The organism is Mycoplasma sp. HU2014 (genome assembly GCF_001199495.1).
In the GTDB taxonomy this organism is placed as follows: Bacteria; Bacillota_I; Bacilli_A; order Mycoplasmatales; family Mycoplasmataceae; genus Mycoplasma.
Window position 1 is genome coordinate 14919 of record NZ_LFYS01000060.1, and the last position, 17070, is coordinate 31988.

The following is a 17070-nucleotide window of genomic DNA, read 5'->3' on the forward strand; positions in this document are numbered from 1 at the left end:
CTCCATCTATTCAAACTGTTTTTTAGTTTTCTTTTCTCCAATATAATCGTCGCTCACCAACAAAAAACAAGCAATAAAAAACCACAATTTAAATTGTGGTTAATTTAATTTAGTTTATTTACTTTTTGCAGTCGCTTTTGGTTTAGCTGTTGTTGATTTTGGTTTTGTTGATTTAGCAACTGTTTTTGGTTTAACTTCTTTTACAACTGGTTCTTCAACTTTCACTTCTTCAACTTTAGCAGCTTCAACTTTAGCTTCAACTTTAGCTTGTTCAACTTTTTTGCATGGGAACATTGGATATTCTGGATGAGGTTCTTTAAGCATTAATATACCAATAAATGCAATTGCTGTAGATAGAATAATAAGTACAAATTGAATTGCTCTTAGTGTTACTTGGTTTTTAGCTAATGCTGGTATAAGTGAAATACCAGAAATTAGAATTAATACTAATGTAAAGAATACGTATCCGAATCCTCAAATTAAACTGAACATTCAACCAATAGTTTTTGGATCCGCTTCTTTATATTCATGTGGTAAGTTTAACATAACACCTTGAATACCTCAAATACATAATCCAGTTAAGAATCCTAAAATGATAAACATTGTAGTTGAGAATCCAAACACAGATTTGTTAGTACTTACTCCATATTTAGCAACACCAAATACAAATGTTAGAGTTGATAGTGTAAATAGAACTATTGCAGATGCAATTGCAGTAGCAATAAATCATCTTCTTTTTGCTTGTTTTCTTGATCATAAACCAAGACTGATTGGACCAACAAATACCGCTGATAAGAATGCTACTTGTCATCCAAATATAAATTTATTGAAAAGACCTCCAGCCTTACTTAGTCCGTTAAAAATTGGTATTGTTAAACTTGTTAAGAAAACAGCTATACATAATCATCCACCATATAGTAGAACTCATGCGTATGTTTGTTTTTTCTTAATGTATGATCCAAGAATACCTAATCCATTTACTTTTACTCTTGGTTCATTTTCTTTAACGTCAAATTGTGTTCCTATAAAAATAAATAATAATAAAGGAATAATGTTTAACGCGGCTAATAGAGTAACTATTAATTTTCATTGTTCTCTAACTGCATCTGAATTTGTAACTACAAGCACAGGAACGATTGAAATAATTGTTCCTAATGGGTAGAATCAAATACCAAATTGTGAAACAACTGATTTTTGTTTAGGCCCAAAGAAGTTAGCAACAACAGGTTGAGTTAAAATAATTAAAGTTGTTCCTCCAATAGCCATAATTGTTCTTAAAACTAAGAACAATGCATACCCGTATCCAGCAGCTGGCATAAATGCAGCAGGAATACCAACTAATGTCATTGCTATAGCAATGATAGTAGTATATTTGTGTGCAAATTTAGCTAATAATAAAGCAACAAGCACTGAACCTATACCACGACCTAGTGTAATTGATCAGTTTGCGATTTGATTTACAAGTTCAAAGCTACTATTTTTTTGGATTCCAAAATAACCTAAGAATCCTGCGGTAACTTTGGTACCTTCTTCAACACCACCACCTGCTAGTGTAACTGAGAACCCTCAGTTTGCAATGAATAGCATGTATGCAAATGAAATAAATGATCATAATAAAAATCCATAAAGAACTTTATTTTTTTGTGATCATTCTTTGATTTTGTTATTCATATTTTACCTTTCTATGTAAATAAAACTTAAATAATTTGGCTTACATATATAAATCAAAATATATAATTACTTAAGTTTTACTTACCATTTTTACTCTTCATTTTTATAAAAATGAATTAACAAAAGTCATGTTAATTATCTATATAATTTCATATATAGACAATTATATTATATATCCGAGTAGTTAAGTTTTATAGTCATATAATTAAAATGTCTGGAATATAAATAAAATGGTTAGAATATTAGGTAAAATAGATAATTGTTTTTAAATATTTAATAGTTAAAAATTAGAAGATATAAAAACTATTGGTAACATATTTTTTATTTATAAGTTTGAATTTCTTATATATAATTATTTAAGTTATAAAAGTAATTTGGGGGTTAATATGAGTTTAATAGTTTTAGAAAATATTTCTCATCAAAATGGTGGAAAAATTTTATATAGAGATTCTGAAATGAGAATTAATAAAGGCGAACACATTGCACTTGTAGGACCTAACGGAGCTGGTAAAACAACTTTATTAAATATCATAGCTCAAAAAATAGTTCCAGATCACGGAACTATAGAATGACATCCAAAAGCAAAAATCGGTTATTTAGATCAACACCAAGAAGTTGATATGAATATTACTAGTCAAGATTATTTAAAAGATGCTTTTAAATACTTATATGAAATAGAAGAAAAAATTAATAAGATCTATGAAAACATGGCTATTGAATATAAAGAAGAAGATCTAGTTAAAGCTTTAGAATTACAAGATTATTTAACAAGTCATGGTTTTGATACAATTGATAAAACAATTGGAAACTTAGTTTCAGGTTTAGGAATTAATCCTGAAAATATGACAAAAAAATTAGGTCAATTATCCGGTGGTCAAAGAGGAAAAATTTTATTAGCTAAATTATTATTAAAAAATGATGATTTTATTTTATTAGATGAACCTACTAACTTTTTAGATATTGAGCAAGTTGAATGATTGGCTAACTTTTTAAATAACTATGAGCATGCATTTTTAGTAGTAAGTCACGATATTGATTTTATAAATAAAATTTCTAAAATAATTTTTGCTATTGAAAATCAAGAAATTAATCGTTATGTTGGAGATTATAATAAATACTTAGAATTATCAGCTTTAAAAGCAGAACAATATGACAAAGCAAGAGAATCTCAACAACAACAAATTGCTAAATTAAAAGATTATATTTCAAGAAATGCAGCACGTGCATCAACTGCAAGAAGTGCTCAATCAAGACAAAAACAACTAGATAAAATTGAAGTTATGGATCAACGTCAAAAACTTGTTAAACCTAAAATGAGTTTTAAATATAAAAGACCTAATTCTGCAGTTGTAGTAAAAGCTGAAAATTTAGAAATTGGTTATGATTTTGTTTTAACTGAACCTCTAGCATTTGAATTGCGTGAAGGACAAAAATGTATTGTTAAAGGATACAATGGTATAGGTAAAACTACATTTTTAAAAACTATTGCAAATGAAATTAAACCAATAAATGGTTGATCAAAACTAGGAGACGGAGTTGAAGTTAGATATTTCCATCAAACTGAAGATTTTGATGATGCTGAAACTCCTATTTCATATTTAATGAATCGTCATCCAAAAATGTTAGAACCTGAAATAAGAGCAACGATTTCAAGATTTGGTGTAAAATCTGAACTAATGCAAAATCCTATGAAACAACTTTCTGGAGGAGAACAAACTAAAGTTAGACTTGCTTCATTAAGTTTAGAACCAGCAAGTTTACTAATATTAGATGAGCCTACTAACCATATTGATGTATTAGCTAAAGAATCACTACTTGAAGCCATCCAACAATTTACCGGAACAGTATTAATTACAACTCACGATATTAACTTCGAAACTAATTGAGCAGATAAAGTATTAAACTTTGAAGATTTAGTTGATTAAAAACAATAAAGACGTTCATTACTGAACGTCTTTTAAATTATTTTTTTCATTGACAAAATATGTAGTTTTTATACATATAAAAGATGAATAAAAGGAATTTTACAATATTTTGATCGTTTTTCTTATAACAAAATTATTTTGTTATAAATCCTTTAGAGAATTCTTTTATTATGATTACTATGCACAATTTACTAATTTTAATTAAAGAATTATTTTGTAAATAAATTAAAGGAGTTATAAGAAACGAGTTTTAAAACTAACTTGAAAAACTTATTTAAATATATGAAACGATCGAAACAAAAAAATAGAAAAATAAAAAAATTTTAATAAAAATAGAATATTAAAATATAAACATAATTATGAACAATATAAGTTAAGACTTTATATAAATATTTCAAAAGAATTTAATTTACGCGAGGAACCTGAGAAAAGCCCCTCAAAATAATTTTATACCAATGTTTCTTATAACTCAATGAAATAAATTCCAATAAACTATCTTTAAAGAACCGAAAACAAAAAGATATGAATTATTCATATCTTTATTTTGTGTTTTCTTGTCGAAATATTTTGATTTAAACTATTTATCAATAGATTTTGAATCAACATCTATAATAACGTATCTATGAGGAGAACCACCGAATTTTTCATTAAAAGCATCTTTATCAGGAGATTTTTTATTTGCATTATGTTTTGCTTGAATTTCAACATATTCTCTTAATTTAAATTTGTCTGCTTTAAACTTATCTTTAGATAGTTCTGGATATAGAAATGCATAGTTAAATATTGAAACTTCATTTCTTTGATTTTTGGTTGTAACATTTTTATCTTTTATATCTATTTCTAAAATACTGAAATCAGAAGTTAATATAAACATTTCTCATGTGTTTACACCAGGTGTTTTTGATCTATCTCAAACATTATATTGACTTATTTCATTTGTTTTTAATTTTCTAAATGAACCATATTTAAGAGCATTTTCTTGTGAATTTATTTTCGCGAATTGGTTATCATCATCATAAGCAAAAAATATAAATTTGTCTAAGTTGAATAATGTTGATAATCAGTTTTGTTTAAATAATTGATTTAAAATTTTTCCAAACTCACTTTTTGCAAAAGGTTCATCATTATCTCCATATTTAACAATAAAATTATTAACATAAGATAAATCGGATTTTATTTTATTTAAATCAAATTGCTTATTTTCTCCAAGTGCAATTTTTCTTTGTTCTTCTATATATTTGTCTTTTTCTTTTTTAGAGTTTTCACCCAAATCTTTAAATTCTAAATTTAGAATTTGATTTACATACTCATGTTCTATGAATCTATTTCATTTATCATTTTTTTGTTTTTCTTTACTAATTTTTAATGAATCTAAATTTGTGTTGTTCTTATTTGTTAAAACTAAAGAAAAAGATAAAGCTAAAACTACAAATGCTATAACTGAATATATTATTTTTGTAAATGTTTTATTCATTTTAGTTCTCCTTTTCATTTTCTTTTGGATCTGCAAATTCAATCTCAACTGATCCAACATACTTATCTGAATTTTCTTTTGCTGAAAGTTTAATTTTTGCGTCATCTATAAAATCAACTTTTAATTGTGTTGCATCTAAATCTAATTCATTTGTTTTATTAATAGCTACAACAACTTTATCAATTTTAAGCTTATCATTTTTATCTAATTCAATTCCTGTTTTAATTTTAATTAAATTTTCTAAAAAATCTTTTTCTGCTGTTAGAATTCCTAATGACGGATAACCATAAAATTTTATTATATCTTTTTCAAAAGCATCATAACCTTCTTGATCCTTATGATAAATACTTATGTGTAAAACATTTGAAATTGCATCTGAACTAATGCTTTCTGTTTTTGATTCAGAAAAATATATAATTTTATCTAATTCTATTTTCATATCAGATGAATCTTTTTTTGAAGCTTTTATAACAATAAAGAAATTATCTTTTCTAATATATATAACATTGCTGCTTATGTGTTTAGATTCACTACCTATATTTATAACGTGAAGGTTATTATTTTCTATTTTTTTATCACCAACAGGTTCTTTGTTTTTAATAGTTTCTAAAAATGTATCAGAGTGTTTTGCAACTCTACCAACACTATCTTTAGTTTCTTCTAATAATCAATAATTGGTAAATCTTAAACTAAATTTATCTAAATTTCTTAATAATAAAATTAGATTTTTTGAATAAAATTCTTTTAACTCTTTAATTGTTTCTTGAGATTTAGTTTTAGTATATTTAATTCTTAACTCGTTAGCTTTTTTAATAAATTCTTTTGTATTTTCTTCTTTTTGTGTATTTAAATATTTTATTTTTTCAGACTCATTATTACCAAAAATTATTTTAATTAAACTATTAAAAACATATTCAGTTCTATCATCTAAATTTTTATACACTTCGTGATTTCTTGGAATTAGAAGTTCGATGTCTTTTGTACTTTTTGAAAGCGAACCAAGAAGAAATGCTAAAGCTAATAGCGGTATTATTAAGTGTGCTAAAGAAATGCTAATAATAACCTTTTTATTCATTTTCATAAATATACCTCATTGAGAATTTAAATATTTTTATACTTTCTAAGTCTTTAATTTGTTCATTTATTTTAATTTCATTTATTTTATTTAATGAGTCAAAAAGAGCATTTGAGTATTGTTGTTTTGCTTTGAATTTAAAAAATCTTTCATCTGTATTTGCATATTGGTTATATGCGTTTTGTTTCTCATCATCACCAAATACTTTTAAGTCTTGTTCGCTTCATTTTTTAATTTTTTCGATTGTTTCATTAACTAATTTATCCAAGTCATCTTTATATTTATCTAATAATTCTTTGTGTTCATTATATGGTTGAGAATCAATTACTTCTTGATCATATGCTTCTTGTAGCCCGCTTTTTCAATCATTAATATATTGATCAACTTTTGATCTATCTTGTTTTAAATTTTCAAATAATGATTCTGCTAATTTTGTTTGTTTTAAATCATAACTTCTAAATTTATTACGTATTCTGAAATCGCTTATTCAAATACTACGATGACTTGATCTAAAGTCTCTTTTCATTTGATAAATATCTGAATTCACAAATTCATCTTTTTTCTCAGCAAGATATTTATCAAATTCTTTTTTTCTTATTTGAAAAATTTCATTTTCTATGTCATTCAAACTTTTCTCAATTTCATTTTCAGAAATATTTTTATTTTTAAAAATTAATAGATCAGGTAATATTCTAGTTACAACTTTTTCTTGTTCTTTATATTGAATCATTCTTATAGCTTTATGTTTGTCATATACTAAATAGAATGTTTTGAAATCTTTTAATTTATCTACAATAAGTTGTTCTGTTTTGATATCAATTAAGTAATTAGGATGTTTATCTTTTATACTTACTAAGCTTCCGTTTAATGCGTTATTATGTTCAAATAAGTCTCGATCAACAGAGTTTTTTTTATATGAATCTCCATAAGGATTAAAGTTAAAAATAAACTTATCAATATTATTTAATGTTCAATATCAATTAGAAGATAGGTTATTTTCTATGACTTTTTTTGCATTGTTGACAACATTTCTATATTGAATTTCTACATCATCTTCAACATAATGACCTATAAATATTGGATAAACAGTAAGAGAATATCTTAAATCAGCATAAGCAGAACTAGTTCTATGTTCTTGAAAATCAATATATCTTTTTTCTAAATCTTTATCACTATAAATTGATTTTAAAATTTGTTTAATATGTTGATTTTCATATAATTTTTTTTCTTTTTTGACAAAAGTATTATTTTGGTTGGTAGGTTTTATTTGTGTTGCACAACAAACAGTAGATAAAGTTATAAGTGGTAATGAGCTAATTTTTAATAACTTTTTCATAAAATAATTCCTCTAAGTCTTTTTCTTTTTTACCTGAATATAAAACAACACCATCATGAATCAATGTTACAGAGTTAACATATTTATCAACTTCAGATAGAATATGAGAACTAATTAAAATAGCTATATTTTGTTCTTTATTAACTTTTTGTAAAAATGAGAATAATTCATATCTAGCAGTAGGATCTAAATTAGCTGCCGGTTCATCTAATATTAATAGTTTTGGATCGTGTAATAATGCTTGAATTAATAAGACCTTTTTTTGTTGTCCAGAAGAAAATGTATAAGGTTTATCTTTTGCTAAATCAATTATGTTAAACATTTTTAAAAAGTTGTTTATTTTTTGAGTTGCTATTTTTTTATCAACTCCAGAAAGTATTGCAAAGTTGAATAGATAATCAAAAGTAGTTAAATCTTTTGGAAATAATGCTTTTTCAGGAACATAACCTATAAATGATCTTGCTTGTGGTTCTTTTATGTTAATTTGATTTATATAAATGTTTCCTTTATATTCAACGTAAGCTCCTATAATTGTTTTAATTGTTGTTGTTTTTCCTGCACCATTCTCACCAATAAATGCATGAAAATCACCTTCATTTAATGACATATTTATACTTTTAACACCACGATTAGATAAAGGGAATATTTTAGTTAATCTAACTATTTCTAGTATCTTTTTCATATCTATTTATATTCCTTTCTTTGATAAATCTTAAATGTTAGTGAGAATTCAGCTGTGATAATAACAAGTCATAATAAAGCAATTACATATTTATTAACAATTTGTTTACTTCTAGTTATTGCATATAAACTATCTGTTGAACTAAACAAGAAGTTTGTTTTACTTTCTTGTAAATTAAATCTAAATAGATTTTTTTTAGATTGATCTTTTTGATGAACTACTCTTTCTAAAAAACTTTTAAAGCCACCTAAACGGTAATTTCTTTTATCTAGTTCTAATATAATTTGTGCATTTCCAAAATATTCATTATTAGGATTTTTAATCATTATTTTGAAAAGTTGTGTGGTGTCTTGTAAATTGAAATATATATAGTTTAAGATTGCAATAGCTTTATATATTTTTATTTGTACAGTTCCATCAATTTCGCCATCAGTAATAGATCTGCGACTAAATAATTTTAAGTTATGGTTTTCATAAGTATTAATTTCAGAATTTTCATCTGATACATATTTAGAAATTTCATTCATTAGCTCTTTATGTTTTTTATTCAATTGATTTGAATTGTTGCTTTTATCATTTAAAAACTCTTTAAGATTTTGATTTACAAAATTGTTTACAATTTGATTAAATTTTTTATCTTTTAAAGCTTGTTGAACAAAATTTCATTTAATTCTTCCAACTAAAGTAGATCAGTTGCTTGCAAATTCATTTTCATCTTCAAAAAATTTTGAATCATCATTTTCAGCACCTTCAACTGCATAAATTAAATCATATCCAACGCTATCTCTTATATCTGAAAACTTAGAATGTGATTTTAACAACCCAGGAATTATGTATTGATTGTGTTTGTCATCAATTTGATATTTTTTTTGATTAGGATTTTTATCTAATTTGTAAGTATAAGAAATATTATCTAAATCATTATAATAAACATGTTTTTCTAATTCAGTTGAATTGTTACCATTAGTAATAGAGATATTTTTACTATTGAAATTAAACATATTTATAAATTGATAAGGAATTGACAGTCATGAATATATTTGTCAATTTGTTAAAGATCTATTTGTGTAATTAACTACTGTTTCTAAATATTTATTTTGTTCATCATCAAAATTTTGATTATCACTACCGTTAGGAATTAATAATAGTTCATCTTTATTGTTATTTATAAAATACGCTTCAGCATTTACTTCATTTCCAGAATGATGATATTCGTAACTTTTATTTATATAACTTGATGCTTTATTGATATTTGTTGTTTGATTACTTGCTAATAATATACCTATACTACTTAGTGGTATAAAAGTAATTAACGGTAAAGTCATAGCTATTTTTTGACTCAATTTAAAGCTTAATAAACTAACAAAAAGTCCTATTATGAAATAAGCAGTTAAACTAATAAAAAATAATGTTAAAGAATTTAATAATACATTTATAAAATTAAAAGAAGCATAAAAATATAAAAATCCAGAAATTAATAATGATGCTGATCAAATTAATCCAAAATAACTTAAACACATTAATTTACCTAAAATCAATTGTTTTCTAGATATAGGTTTAGATAATGTTATTATTTCTATTCCTTCTTGTTCTAGATCTTTAAATAAGTTTAATGCTTTAATAGATGAATAAACTGCAGTCATAATAATTACTATAAAAGTATAGAAAAATACTGCTAGTTCTTGATAATTGCTAGGAACTGCAAATTTAAAAACAATTCCTACAAAAAAAGAAATTGCAACTGTCATAATTGGTAATAAAATTGAGCTTTTTTTCTTTAAAATAGTGTTAAAAGCAAAAAAAGAATATCTCAGATAAGCGTTTTTCATACATTCCTCATTCCTTTGTTAATATTGTTAATTATAAAAATTATAAATAAGTAAATATAAAAATCAATGGGGTTTGTCAAAAATCTAATAAAAACTTTCTGAAGACTTATTTAAACCACGCTTGGACGGTTTTATTAGTTCAGTTTTCACAATTGAAGAATCTGTATATACCCAAAGACAGACAAGACAGACCAATTGAATGTACAAAAATTGGATACTCTTTAATGTCTGATAAATCTATTAAAATCCAACAATTTCCAACAACCGTTTCAAAAGTTCTCTCTGAATTACCTAAACATATTACAAATTTAAATAACGCTTTTGATGAAAACGAGAATGAAATCACTAAAGGAATAGAATCTTGAAATAAAGAAAATGTAGTTGATATGCAACAAATGTTTTTTGAAGCTAGAAAATTTAATCAAAATTTATCTAGATGAAATGTTTTAAAAATTTCTAAAAGTATTACTTTTAACAGTAAAACATATTCAGGATAACAAGATTTTAATAAAGGTTCTCATAAAGAATTCACAGGAAATAAACTTCCAAGTTTTCTTAAATAATTAACCAGTTTTTAAAATCAGAACCAATTATTTCAGCTAGTGATTTTATATAAACTTAACCCGTTATATCATGAACCAAAACACTGGAATTCCATATAAATTGCTTGGGAAATAGTAAAAATTGTTCTTTTAAGGAACCAAAACACTGGAATTCCATAATTTTAGTTCGTGTGAACCAATATATAGAATATTTATTAGTGTTAAAATTTAGGTAAAGAAACAGCTGAAAAAAGAGGTGATTTTATGAATATCAAAAGAAATCTTTATTTAAATGAATTAATTTCTAAAAAACAGAATGGAAAAGTAAAAATAATCACAGGTATTAGAAGATGTGGTAAATCTTATTTATTATTTAATTTGTTTAAAAACCATTTAATAGAAAATGGTGTGGACCAAAGTCAAATATTAGCTATGAATTTAGATGATATTGCAAATGTTAAATATCGAAACCCTGTTGAATTGTATAAATATTTTTTAGATAAAATTTCAAATAAAAGCACTCAATATTATGTTTTTATTGATGAAATCCAAAACTGCCAAACTATTAAAAATCCTTATTTTGAATCTGACGAAAAATTAATTGATTTTACAGGTGTTTTAATAGGTTTAATGTTGCATGAAAATGTTGATATTTATGTAACGGGAAGTAATTCAAAAATGTTATCAAGTGAAATTGTAACAGAGTTTAGAGACAGAGGAGACAAAATAAAAATCAACCCTCTTACATTCAAAGAAATCCATGATAGCAATCAGGTTAAAGATTTGATCTAAAAAAATATTTTATTTATGGTGGTATGCCCTTTGTTTATAAAATAGAATCTAATATCGAAAAAGCTAAGTATTTACAAAATTTATTTAACACAACTTATATTCGTGATATTTTAGATAGATAAAAAATTAATAACGAACACTTAATGAGAAACACTACTGAACTTTATTTCATCTAATATAGGGTCATTGACAAACCCGACAAGATTAGCGAATATGTTCTTGTCTGAAAATAAAATACAAATCAATGCTTCAACAATTTCTAAATATATTATTTATTTTAAAGAGTCATATATCATTGATAAAGCTAAGCGTTATGATGTCAAAGGTGCTAAATATTTTTCAACACCTTTAAAATATTATTTCACTGATATTGGATTAAGAAACGCTTGATTGAATTTTAGTGATATAGATCGTAGTCATATTATGGAAAATATAGTTTATAATGAATTAAAAGTTAGAGATTTTAATGTTGATGTAGGGTATGTTATATATGAGCAAAAAACACAAGACTCACGCAATGTTCATAATCTAGAAATAGATTTTATTGCAAATTTAATTGATACAAAATACTATATTCAAGTTGCTTTAAGTGTTGATGAAGCGAATAAAAAAGAACAAGTGATAAGACCTTTATTACAAGTAAAAGATAGTCATAAAAAGATAGTTATTGTTTATGATGATATTTTTAAACATCATGATAATAACGAAATTTTATATGTAGGACTAAAAGAATTTTTATTAGATTTTGATGTATTTAATATATAAAAGCACAGCATTAGAAACTGAAGAGTAGGACAAAGTTATTATCTAACTCTTTTATTTTTTAAAAATAGATTCTTAGCATTGTTTCTTGTTGTTTGAGCAACAACAAGTTCACTTACGTTTTTCATTCTAGCTATATGTTTAATAGTTAAAGGTAGGTATTTTGGATAGTTTAAACTTCCGTCATATGGAGCTGGAGCTAGATAAGGAGCATCTGATTCAACAACTAAATCATTTAATGAAATACCGTCAATAACATCATTAATTTCTGAATCATAAGTAACAGCTCCACTTACTGAAATTAAAAACCCTAATTCAATAAATTTTTTAGCTCATTCTAAAGTTCCTTCATAAGAATGAATAACTCCCTTTTTTACATTTTTTTCTTTTAATAAGTTATATGCAAGTTCGTAAACTCTAGTTTTACCGGGCTCGTTTTTTAAATGTATCATTAATGGTAGATTAAGTTTTTTAGCTATATCAATATGTCTTTCAAAAGCTTGAAGTTGTTGTTTTTCATATTTTGTAGTGTTAGAAAAATCTAATCCTGTTTCACCTATTCCAACAACTTCATTAGATTGAGCTAATTCTTCAATTGTTTCATATGCTTCAACAGTAAATAAATGTGCATTAGTTGGATGAATACCAACAATCGCAAACACTACTGGTGATAAGTTAGCTTGAATAACTGCTGTTTTAGATGATTTAACATCAGTCCCTACATTATTTATATAATCTACTCCTGATTTTTTAGCTTCTAAAATTATTTCAACAGATGTCATTTCTAAGTCTAAATATTTAGCATCACTTAAGTGACAGTGTACATCATACGATCCAGACATTGCCATGTTTTTACCTACTTTCTTTATATTTTAATTATATATATTTAGATCTTTAAAAAGCTTAAGCTATTAGTATTTTAGAAATTATTTTTAAAAATAATTATAATTTCTTTTTAATTTCAAAAATAAGATTTTCACAATTTCTTTTCTATTATTTGTGATAACAAAATTCAAATAGAACTTATTGATATAATTATTTATAGAGAAGCCAAGTATTAACATACATTTAGCTCGTCTCAACAAATTATCTATGAACTAAAAAAATTATAGTAACAATTATTTCATGGCAAGAAAGGAAAAAGAAATATGATTTTAGTAGCTCACCGTGGTTTTAGAGGACTATTTGGAGAAAATAGAGTATTTGATTTCGAAAATGCATTAAAAATAACAAAAGCTGTTGAGTTTGATATTCGTTTAACAAGAGATAATCAAGTAATCATTTTCCACGATCACAACTTTAAAAGAATTGGAAAATTAAATAAAACCGTTAAGTCAATGACTTATGATGAAATTAAAGAAATTCCATACTTTAAAGAAAATCCTTTATGATTACCTCCATTATTTGAAGAATTTATGGACGGACATTTCAAACAATATGAAATGATAAATGTTGAAATTAAACCAGATAATTACAACAAAGAACAATTAGATATCGTGTTTAATTCAATTGAAAAATACACAAATAAAGGAGTTGAAATAATTGTTTCATCATTCTCTCCTAATGTATTAAATGAAATTTTAAAAAGAAAAAATAATAATTACAAAACAGGATACTTATTTGAAAAAATGTCACAATTTGACGTTGAATTAGGTAAAAAATTTGATTTCTTACACCCACCAATTAGCTTATTGAAAAAAGCTAAAAATCATGAATTATTCTTAAAATTAAACATTCCATTGAATGTGTGAACATTCAAAAAAATGAAAGATGTGGAAAGACTACATTCAATGTATAAAGACTTAATTAATGGATACATTTCAGATTATCCAGAACTATATCCAACCCAAAGTATGTAGTTAATTTTAAAACCGGTAGATGTAGAGAGTAGGACAAAGTTATTAGACACCCTAAGGAATAGACCCCTAGGGGGTCTATTTTTTTTGAAAAAGGAGTATTTATGAAAAGAGGAAAGCAACTAAGTGTAAGTGAGTAGTTAAAAGTATTTAAGCACTACAAAGAATATTTATCTGGAAAATATAGACATTATAATTTAGGTATGGAACTAAAAGAGTCACAAACAGGAAAAGCGTCTAAAAAAGGTAAAGGATCAGGAAGACCTAAAAAGAATAAAGAAGAATATGACAAAGAAAGAAATGAAGTGATCAAGAATATTGATCGTGAAGTTTTAGAATGGTTAATAACAGATCTTTTTAAAGAAGAGATTTTAAGGAAAAATAAGGTTGGTAATTTAGATGAATTGATAGAAAAAATTAAGGAGAAATTTGGAGCAAATATCACCAACAAAGAGATAATGAAAATTCTTGGTTTACCTAAGTCAACTTTTTACTACAAGTTTAAAAAAACAATCAAATAGTAAGAATAAAAAATCTGTAAAACATGCAGAAATAATTAAAGAAGGACAAAGCGGAAGATACGGTAGAGTCTTTAAAAATTTAATAAAAAAACAAGATTTGAATGTTTTCAAATCTTGTTTTTCGTTATTATTTTTAAATTAAGTTTTATTGTGATTTTTTACTTTCTAGATCTGCTAGTAATTTATTAAATTCTATAATTTCTGATTTTTTATCTGTAGTTTGGTTCAATAATGAAGTACTTATTGATCCAACCATTTGAGCTGATTTGTCATCAGTAACCATTGCTTTAGCAACAGTTTTTTCATCATTTAATTTCAATAATGATTCAAGAGAAATTGAAGAAGATCTTAGCATATTTAATTTAAAGTGTAATGATGAAAGTTCTTTATTTTCTACTAGTTCTTTATCTTTTTTACCTTTTATTTTTTCTTCCAGTTCTTGAATTTGTTTTTTGAATGTTTCTAAAGTTTGGTTTTTAACAACATCTTTTAAAGGCATTACATACCCTGAAGTTCTAGCAAAAGTGTATCAGTTATCTTCTTCTTGAGTTGTTCCTATTTTATTTTTACCTTTATAGAGTCATTCTAAGAATTTTTTTGTAGCTCTATTTACTTTATCTTTTCTTGAATCAATTGGAATAATGCTTGATCCACCTTCATTAAATATTTCATGTTTTGAATTTTTAGTTTTTGTTACTTGAGTAGTCATATAAACATCGCTCTCACCAGCATTAGTTTTGTAGAATTCTTCATCTTTACCTTCTTGAACTTTTCCTAAGTATGGATGAGATTTTGTAATTGTACTAATTTTATTTTGATAAGCTCCAACTGATGCTGCAAAACTCATTGCACTTTGGAATTTTAATACTTGTCATGAACCTCATTCTTCTGTACCGTTTTTCATATATTTAATAGCATGAAATGCTTTTGTAGAGGCTCCTACATTATGTCTAATTGAAAGTTTTGCAGTTTGTGAATAATTTTCTCATAATGATTTAAATTCTTTTTTAAACTCACTATCATCAATTAAGTTATATTTAACTTTTTTGTTTTGATCTAATTGAAAGGCAGATTTTTCTTTATCTTCAATTTTAGTATGTAATTCTTTTAAAAATGCTTGTTCTTGATAATCGATTGACAATACATCTCCTGATAATGTTGAATCGGTAATTTTTGCTTTGTTTTCTTGTTTTATTTCAATATTTTCAGCAAACTTTTTAGCTAATTCTCTTACGCCATCTATTGTTTTAAAAGTTTCGCCACTAACAGTGAAATCTTTAAATGGTCTTTCATTTTCTCGTGTTATTTTAAGATCAATATATGCTCAAATTGAAGTTGTAGGAATCTCTTTGTTTTGGATTGCTAAAGCTTTTTTAATAATCTCAGAATCTTGACTTATAGTTCCTCCACCTTTTTGAATTATTTCAAACATTTTATTCAATAATCTTAAGTTAAAAATAAGAGCATCAACATCAGCATTATCAAAAGGAATATTAAAAATTTTATCAGTTACACCTTGTCCTGCTAAAACTGAGTGCAGATCTGCAATTTTATCAAAGAAGAAATCTTTTTTAATACCTTTATCAGATAGATCTAATAACCTTTTATCTTGATTAATTATATAAGCTCCTGATTGAGCACCTAAAATAATGTTTGGAACATTTTTAAAATCACCTGATTCAATATTAGATTTAGCATTTTTGATTAAACCAAACTCACTAAAAGATCCGTGACCTTGTACTTTTTCTCCATCAAATTCATAATCGTCTTTAAATTGAATTTTTACTTTCATGAAATCTTCTTCATCTTTAAATGTATCGTTATAATATTTGATAAAAGGTTTTAAAGCTATAGCTAGTGGAAATGCTTGTCCTTGAGCTACTTGAAAAACAACACTTGTAGGTTGTTGTTTATAACATGCAACAGTAGTCATCATACCTGAAGAACCAATAACTAGAGAACTTAATCCTAATAAATAACTTTTCATTATCTAATCTCCTTACACTTGTGTTTAATTAAGTATATTAAAAAATTCCCAATTTTGGACACTAATATTTTACTAAAAAATTCTTATTTTCGTCCATTAAATACATTAAAATTCTGGAATATCAAACAAAATGATACCTTACCAATTATATGTTTTGGATCCAAAACATATAATTGGTAAAGGAGGTTAGAATGTTTACTATTTTAGACAATAAGTCATATGCAGAAATTAAAAAATGTATATTAGATATCTTTGCAAAGGATCCTAAAAGATCATGTTTATCAATAGCAAAGCAATTTAATAAATCTGTTTCTACTATAAAAAGATATAAGAAAGAATATCTTGATTTTATAAATACCGGAAAGGAGATAATACTTTCTCATAAAAATGTAAATAACAAGAATGCGCAAAAATATAGTGATGAAACAATATACAACTTGGGTGAAGTTTATCAAGGAGAAATGAAAATAACAGGAGGAGAGAACAATAACAGTAGTTGTTCATTTTTGACGTTGAAAAATTATCATAGTTGTTTAAAAGAAAAATTTGGTTATAAGATTTCATATTCTAATTTAGATAAAAGATTAATAAAACAGGGTTTTGCTAGTGCATACTGTA

General features: G+C 25.1%; 14 protein-coding genes and 1 pseudogene. 7 read left to right on the forward strand and 8 right to left on the reverse strand.

The features are described from left to right. Positions 1 to 114 precede the first annotated feature (114 nt). Positions 115 to 1671: a hexose phosphate transporter gene (locus AB668_RS03620; protein ID WP_050517661.1), complete on the reverse strand. Its 1557-nt coding sequence runs from the start codon at positions 1669 to 1671 to the stop codon at positions 115 to 117. A 386-nt stretch (positions 1672 to 2057) separates the two neighbouring features. On the opposite strand from AB668_RS03620, the gene AB668_RS03625 reads away from it, so the two are divergent. After that, the gene (locus AB668_RS03625; RefSeq protein WP_050517662.1) at positions 2058 to 3596 is read left to right on the forward strand and encodes an ABC-F family ATP-binding cassette domain-containing protein; all 1539 of its coding nucleotides are present in this window, start codon (positions 2058 to 2060) and stop codon (positions 3594 to 3596) included. 577 nt (positions 3597 to 4173) lie between these two features. On the opposite strand, the gene AB668_RS03630 is transcribed toward AB668_RS03625, so the two are convergent. From AB668_RS03630 to AB668_RS03650, 5 genes are read right to left on the reverse strand one after another with little or no spacing between them, the layout of a single operon-like run. Beyond that, positions 4174 to 5070 carry an aromatic motif membrane protein gene (locus AB668_RS03630; protein WP_050517663.1) on the reverse strand — a complete coding sequence of 299 codons (897 nt, stop codon included), beginning with the start codon at positions 5068 to 5070 and terminating at the stop codon, positions 4174 to 4176. A gap of 1 nt (position 5071) precedes the next feature. After that, positions 5072 to 6151, reverse strand: a complete 1080-nt coding sequence (locus tag AB668_RS03635) for an aromatic motif membrane protein (RefSeq protein ID WP_050517664.1) — start codon at positions 6149 to 6151, stop codon at positions 5072 to 5074. Further along, positions 6138 to 7481: an aromatic motif membrane protein gene (locus tag AB668_RS03640; RefSeq protein ID WP_050517665.1), complete on the reverse strand. Its 1344-nt coding sequence runs from the start codon at positions 7479 to 7481 to the stop codon at positions 6138 to 6140. The genes AB668_RS03635 and AB668_RS03640 overlap by 14 nt, the downstream gene beginning before the upstream one ends. Next, positions 7459 to 8163, reverse strand: a complete 705-nt coding sequence (locus tag AB668_RS03645; protein WP_050517666.1) for an ABC transporter ATP-binding protein — start codon at positions 8161 to 8163, stop codon at positions 7459 to 7461. Before AB668_RS03645 ends, AB668_RS03640 begins: the two co-directional genes overlap by 23 nt. A 2-nt stretch (positions 8164 to 8165) precedes the next feature. Beyond that, on the reverse strand, positions 8166 to 9992 hold the full coding sequence (locus AB668_RS03650; protein WP_050517667.1) for an ABC transporter permease: 1827 nt from the start codon (positions 9990 to 9992) through the stop codon (positions 8166 to 8168). A 224-nt stretch (positions 9993 to 10216) separates the two neighbouring features. On the opposite strand from AB668_RS03650, the gene AB668_RS03655 reads away from it, so the two are divergent. The 3 genes from AB668_RS03655 (at position 10217) to AB668_RS06080 (ending at position 12091) form a co-directional block, all read left to right on the forward strand. Beyond that, positions 10217 to 10489, forward strand: coding sequence for a BspA family leucine-rich repeat surface protein (locus AB668_RS03655; protein ID WP_050517668.1), 273 nt, complete (start codon positions 10217 to 10219; stop codon positions 10487 to 10489). Positions 10490 to 10798: 309 nt separating this feature from the next. Continuing rightward, positions 10799 to 11326, forward strand: a complete 528-nt coding sequence (locus AB668_RS06075; RefSeq protein WP_327138683.1) for an ATP-binding protein — start codon at positions 10799 to 10801, stop codon at positions 11324 to 11326. A 156-nt stretch (positions 11327 to 11482) separates the two neighbouring features. Then, the gene (locus AB668_RS06080) at positions 11483 to 12091 is read left to right on the forward strand and encodes a DUF4143 domain-containing protein (RefSeq protein ID WP_442928561.1); all 609 of its coding nucleotides are present in this window, start codon (positions 11483 to 11485) and stop codon (positions 12089 to 12091) included. Between the two features lie 38 nt (positions 12092 to 12129). Here AB668_RS06080 and AB668_RS03665 read toward each other — a convergent pair whose 3' ends face one another. Further along, on the reverse strand, positions 12130 to 12936 hold the full coding sequence (locus AB668_RS03665; protein ID WP_050517669.1) for a TatD family hydrolase: 807 nt from the start codon (positions 12934 to 12936) through the stop codon (positions 12130 to 12132). 300 nt (positions 12937 to 13236) lie between these two features. Here AB668_RS03665 and AB668_RS03670 point away from each other — a divergent pair, with 300 nt between their 5' ends. Both AB668_RS03670 and AB668_RS03675 read left to right on the forward strand, forming a co-directional pair. Beyond that, on the forward strand, positions 13237 to 13947 hold the full coding sequence (locus AB668_RS03670; protein WP_050517670.1) for a glycerophosphodiester phosphodiesterase: 711 nt from the start codon (positions 13237 to 13239) through the stop codon (positions 13945 to 13947). Positions 13948 to 14084: 137 nt separating this feature from the next. Further along, positions 14085 to 14532, forward strand: a pseudogene (locus AB668_RS03675) (IS3-like element ISMmy2 family transposase); the annotation flags it as partial. Between the two features lie 78 nt (positions 14533 to 14610). Here the strand turns inward: AB668_RS03675 and AB668_RS03680 are convergent. Next, positions 14611 to 16452 carry a P68 family surface lipoprotein gene (locus AB668_RS03680; RefSeq protein ID WP_050517671.1) on the reverse strand — a complete coding sequence of 614 codons (1842 nt, stop codon included), beginning with the start codon at positions 16450 to 16452 and terminating at the stop codon, positions 14611 to 14613. Positions 16453 to 16643: 191 nt separating this feature from the next. Between AB668_RS03680 and AB668_RS03685 the strand changes: the two genes are divergently transcribed. Next, a partial coding sequence (locus AB668_RS03685; protein ID WP_050517672.1) for a hypothetical protein occupies positions 16644 to 17070 on the forward strand: 427 nt, incomplete at its 3' end.